Consider the following 4,922-nt stretch of genomic DNA (forward strand, 5'->3'; position numbering starts at 1 on the left):
GCTCGACGGCACCCCCACGCCCACGGCCGCCCCGGCCTGCGCCCCGCCTTAACGACCAACCCCGGCCCCAGCGCCCGCCCCCCGCCCGCCCCACCCCCCCCCGGGGGCGGCGGCGACCGCACGGCCGCCGCCCGGGGAGCCGGACCGGCGCGCGGACGCACCGCCGACGGGCCCGGGGCGGAGCCGTCGGCGGGCGAGCCGGACGCCGACGGGCTGCTGTCGGCGGGCGCCGCCCGCGCCGCCGCCCTCCTCGACCGGCAGCTCACCCTCGCCCGCAGCCGCGCCCACTCCGCCGCCCTCCAGGCGCTGGGCTCCGCCCGCTTCCACGCGCTCGCCGACGCCGTCGCGGTCCTGGCGTCCGAGGTGCCGCCGGCCGGTGCGGCGGGCACCGCGCCGGCCGCCGGGGCGCTCCACCCGCTCGCCGAGAACGCCCACCGCCGCCTCGCCGAGGCCGTCGCCGCGCTGCCGCCGGTCCGCGCCGGGCACGCCCACCAGGCCGACGCGCTCTCCGCCGGGCACCGCCAGGACACCCCCTGGCACCAGGTACGGACGCTGGTCCGGCTCAGCCGCTACGCCCAGGAGGTCGTGGCACCGGGGCGCGCCGACCCGCGGCTGACGGAGGCCGGGCGGGCGCTGGGCCGCCACCGCGACGCCGCCGAGGCCGCGTCCGCCGCGGCGTCCGCCGCCCGCACGCCCCGCATCGCCCCGGCCACCGCGTACGCCCTCGGCGTCCTCCACGCCGACCAGCGCCACGAGGTGGCCGCGGCCCGCCACACCTTCAGCCGCCTCTGGCTCCCCGGGCCCGCGCCCGAGAGCTGCTGGAGCTGACGCCCGCGCACGACGTCCCGAGGAAGCCCGTGACCGGCAGGAGGAGCGACGAGATGACGACGGTGAGCGAGGGGACGCCCGCCGCCCCGGGGGTACGTCCGATCCGGGCCGCGGGCTGCGTCCTGTGGCGTCCGGCCGGGTACGGCGACGGGCTGGAGATCGCGCTCGTCGGGCGGCCCAAGTACGGCGACTGGTCGCACCCCAAGGGCAAGCTGAAGCGGGGCGAGAGCTTCCGGGCGGCGGCGGTCCGCGAAACCGTCGAGGAGACCGGCATGACCTGCGCCCTCGGCCCCCAGCTGCCCACCGTCCGCTACGTCGCCGAAGGCCGCCCCAAGGAGGTCCGCTACTGGGCCGCCGAGGCCACCGGCGGCGACTTCACCCCCAACCGCGAGGTCGACCGGCTGCTGTGGCTGGCCCCGGAGGCGGCCCGGGCGCGGGCGACGCAGGAGCGTGACCGGGGATTGGTGGACGCGTTGCTGGAGGCGTTGCGGGGGGTGAGGTGAGGGGCGTGCGTCCCTGGGGCGTGCGCCCCTGAGCGCGGGCATGCGCCCCGGCCTCGTACTGGGCGGGCGTACCCGCACACGGGCGGGCGCGGCTCCGCCGGGCGTCTCCGTATGCGCGTACGTGGACGGGTACGGCCACTCGGGCCGCGCCCGCTCGGTATCCGGATCGCCCGCTCGGTATCCGGACCGGGAACGCCCGGCCTCCGGCTCAGGAATGCGCCGGCCGGATCTCCCACACCTGGCTGCTGTTCCCGTTGGCCTTGTTCAGGTCCAGCCGGGGCGGATAAATAAGCAGCGGCGAGATGTCCAGCGCGTAATTCGGGTCCTTGGCGGAGAGCAGCCGGTAGGTGCCGGGCGCGCCCGCCGGGGCGAGGCGCCAGGCCATCGGCGCCGTCCGCGCCGCCACCGGCTGGTGGGCACCCGGCCCGCCGCGGTGGCCGAGGAACGCGCCGCTGCGCACATTGCGGAGCGTGCAGTCGCCGCCGTCGTCGCAGCGGATGTCCCACCGCTGCGCGTCCGGCCGCGCCGCGGGCGGCACCAGCGTGGCGTGCGCGTCCGGGTCCGTGACCTGCTGCGTCACCAACTGGCCGCGCTGGCCGAGCGTGTAGACGCCATCGGCGACCGGGGCGGTGGGTGCCGGAGGGGTGGCCGCGGCGCCGACACCGGGCACGGCGGCGGCCAGCACGGCGACCGCTCCGAGGGCGGCGGCGCGGACGGTACGACGGGACGCGCGGGGCCGGGACGCCGGACGCCGGGCGGCGGCGGACGGGCGGTCGGGGCGCGGTCGGGACGGCAGGGTCAACGTTCTCTCCCGGGTGCGGAATTCGCGGATTCACGGTGCGCCCGTAATTCTCCTCCGGCAATTCCCGGAATTCGGACGCCCGCCAAATCTAGTGCGGAATTCCTCCGCCGGGGGCGGGTGGAGCCGTGACGGCGGGCCGGTCGGGTGAAAGGGGTTCGAATTCCGGCGGTGGAATTCGAAAGGCCCGCCCGTGTACGTTCGCCGCCCGGATCGGAGCCGGGCGCGTCACCGCCGCCGTAGTGACGCGTCCGCCAGCGCCGGGGGCACGTAGTAGTTGTCGGTGGGGTTGAGGTCGATGCCCGGCGGGACGATGGCGTCGATGCGGTCGAGGAGATCCGCGCTCAGCGTCACGTCCGCGCCCTCCAGCAGGCCGTTCAGCTGGTCGACGGTGCGCGGCCCGATGATCACGGACGTCACCGCCGGATGGGCGAGGACGAACGCCGTCGCCAGATGCGGCAGCGACAGCCCCGCCTCCGCCGCCAGCTGCTTCAACTCCGCCACCGCCTCCGCCTTGCGGGCGTTCCCCGGCAGCGACAGGTCGAACTTCTGCGTCTCCAGCGACGCCCGCGAACTGACCGACAGATCCCGCCCGGACAGCCATCCGGCGCTCAGCGGACCCCAGGTCAGCACGCCCATGCCGGACCGCTGCGCGGTCGGCAGCACCGCCGCCTCCACGCCCCGGGACAGGAGCGAGTACGGCGGCTGCTCGGTGCGGAAGCGGACGTGGCCGCGCCGCTCCGACACCCACTGCGCCTCGACGATCTGCTCGGCGGGGAACGTCGAACTCCCCACCGCCAGCACCTTTCCCGCCCGTACGAGGTCCGACAACGCGCCGAGCGTCTCGTCCAGGTCGGTGGCCGGGTCCGGGCGGTGCATCTGGTAGAGGTCGATGCGGTCGGTGCCCAGCCGCCGCAGGCTGTCCTCGACCGCGCGGACGATCCAACGCCGGGACCCGCCGCGCTGGTTGGGGTCGTCGCCCATGGGGTGGAAGAACTTCGTCGCCAGCACCACGTCGTCGCGGCGGTCCTTGAGCGCCCGGCCGACGATCTTCTCCGACTCGCCCGCCGCGTACATGTCGGCGGTGTCCACGAAGTTGATCCCGGCGTCCAGCGCCCGGTGGATGGCCCGCACGCTCTCGTCGGGGGCGGTGTTGCCCAGGGGGCTGAGCATCATCGCGCCCAGCGCGAACTCGCTCACGGAGATTCCGGTGCCGCCGAGCGTCCTGCGCTTCATCTGCTGCTCCTCCTGCGGAGAGTGCGGGTGGGTGCCGCGTTCACGGCTGTGGGTGCCTTGTCCACGGCGGACGACGCCGCACGACATGACTGTGGGTGCCGTGTCCACGGCGGACGATGCCGCCCGCCGCTCCCTACGGGCCCGGCGGCGCGGTGACCTCAGCCTGCGGCCCGCGCGCCCGCACCACCAGGCCCGCCGCAACCTGGGTCCGGCAGAACCACCCGAGCGGACCCCGCCGCATACGGGGCGGATGCCGTCTGCCGAAGCCGAGATCAGCTCGTTCCTCAAGGCCCGCCGCGCGGCGCTCGATCCGGACGCCCTCGGCCTCCCCGGCGGGCTGCACCGCCGCCGGGTGCGTGGCCTGCGCCGCGAGGAGGTCGCCCGGCTCGCTGGTATCAGCGTCGACAACCCGGCTGCGGGAGCTGGCCCGGCGGGTGGCGGGGGAGCGGGCCCCGGCGGCGTAAGGGGGCCGGTCGCCGGAGCCGGGAGGCCGGGCGCGGCGCAGGGGCCATGGGCTGGGGGCAGGGGGTCGGGCATGCGGCCGGGGGGCCGGGGCGCAGGTCCGGGGGACCGGGCGTCGGGCCGCGTCGGGCGTCGGGTTCGGCCCTGCCGCCGGGCCCGCTGCCGCCCCCTCACCCCCGAGGCGCCACCGCCTCCCACCGCACCGTGATCTCGCCCTGACGGCGGCGGCGCGGGTCGCCGGTCAGCGGCCAGTCGGCGGCGAGCGCGCGGGTGGCGGCCAGCCAGCGCTGCCGGGCGCCGAGCGCGCCGAGTGGTGCCGCCGCCGCCCAGGCACGGTCGAAATCGCGGAGGAAGGCGTGCACCGGCTCGCCCGGCACATTGCGGTGGATCAACGCCTTCGGTAGCCGTTCGGCCAGGTCGGACGGGGTGTCCAGGGAGGCGAGCCGGGCCGCGAAGGTCACCGTGCGCGGCCCCTCCGGGCCCAGCGCCACCCACACATGACGGCGCCCGATCTCATCGCAGGTGCCCTCGACCAGCAGCCCGTCCGGCGCCAGCCGCGCGCAGAGCCGCCGCCAGACCGCCGCGACCTCGTCCTCGTCGTACTGCCGCAGCACATTCGCCGCCCGTATCAGCACCGGCGCCCGCCCCGGGGCGCCGGGCAGCGGCACCTCGAAGCCGCCGTGCCGGAACTCCAGCCCGGACCGCTCGAACGGCCGGGCCGCCGCCACCCGCTCCGGATCTATCTCCACCCCGACCACCCGCGCGTCCGGCCGTGCCGTCCGCAGCCGCGTCAGCAGCTCCAGCGCTGTCCAGGGCGCCGCCCCGTACCCGAGATCCACGGCGACCGGATCCCCGCTGCGCCGCAGCGCCGCCCCGTGCTCGGCGGCGATCCAGCGGTCCATCCGGCGCAGCCGGTTCGGGGTGGTCGTGCCCCGGGTGGCGTTGCCGACAGGACGGGCGGACGCGGGGACGGTGGAGCGGCGGGGCATACGACGAGCCTAACTTGATCTTTAACCTGTGCGGCGTGGGCGAGGAGTCGTGGACTTCGTCGTTTTCGGTTTGGCAGCTGTTTTGCGGACTGTGTGCACGTCGTG

At 76.6% G+C, this 4,922-nt stretch carries 5 protein-coding genes and 1 pseudogene; 3 read left to right on the forward strand and 3 right to left on the reverse strand.

Annotation, left to right across the window (positions count from 1 at the left end; all coding sequences use genetic code 11):
- A partial coding sequence (locus tag ACFWWQ_RS29485; RefSeq protein ID WP_384602308.1) for a CHAD domain-containing protein occupies window positions 1–828 on the forward strand: 828 nt, incomplete at its 5' end.
- 53 nt (window positions 829–881) lie between these two features.
- Window positions 882–1,331, forward strand: a complete 450-nt coding sequence (locus ACFWWQ_RS29490) for an NUDIX hydrolase (protein WP_384602315.1) — start codon at window positions 882–884, stop codon at window positions 1,329–1,331.
- A 208-nt stretch (window positions 1,332–1,539) separates the two neighbouring features.
- Here the strand turns inward: ACFWWQ_RS29490 and ACFWWQ_RS29495 are convergent, their stop codons facing one another.
- Complete coding sequence (locus tag ACFWWQ_RS29495) at window positions 1,540–2,133, reverse strand: RICIN domain-containing protein (protein WP_384602309.1); 594 nt, start codon at window positions 2,131–2,133, stop codon at window positions 1,540–1,542.
- A gap of 225 nt (window positions 2,134–2,358) precedes the next feature.
- Window positions 2,359–3,366, reverse strand: a complete 1,008-nt coding sequence (locus tag ACFWWQ_RS29500) for an aldo/keto reductase (protein WP_384602311.1) — start codon at window positions 3,364–3,366, stop codon at window positions 2,359–2,361.
- Between the two features lie 250 nt (window positions 3,367–3,616).
- Between ACFWWQ_RS29500 and ACFWWQ_RS29505 the strand changes: the two are divergent.
- Window positions 3,617–3,772, forward strand: a pseudogene (locus tag ACFWWQ_RS29505) (transcriptional regulator); the annotation flags it as partial.
- 226 nt (window positions 3,773–3,998) lie between these two features.
- Here ACFWWQ_RS29505 and ACFWWQ_RS29510 read toward each other — a convergent pair.
- A complete protein-coding gene (locus ACFWWQ_RS29510) occupies window positions 3,999–4,817 on the reverse strand; it encodes a class I SAM-dependent methyltransferase (protein WP_384602313.1) in 819 nt (272 codons plus the stop codon).
- Window positions 4,818–4,922: the final 105 nt, after the last annotated feature.

The sequence above is a fragment of the Streptomyces sp. NPDC059080 genome (assembly GCF_042739975.1).
GTDB lineage: Bacteria > Actinomycetota > Actinomycetes > Streptomycetales > Streptomycetaceae > Streptomyces > Streptomyces benahoarensis.

What these genes read in the sequence shown, in the direction of transcription:
- ACFWWQ_RS29500 (WP_384602311.1), bottom strand. Translation starts at nt 3,366, where the DNA reads ATGAAGCGCAGGACGCTCGGCGGCACCGGAATCTCCGTGAGCGAGTTC.
- ACFWWQ_RS29510 (WP_384602313.1), bottom strand. Translation starts at nt 4,817, where the DNA reads ATGCCCCGCCGCTCCACCGTCCCCGCGTCCGCCCGTCCTGTCGGCAAC.
- ACFWWQ_RS29490 (WP_384602315.1), top strand. Translation starts at nt 882, where the DNA reads ATGACGACGGTGAGCGAGGGGACGCCCGCCGCCCCGGGGGTACGTCCG.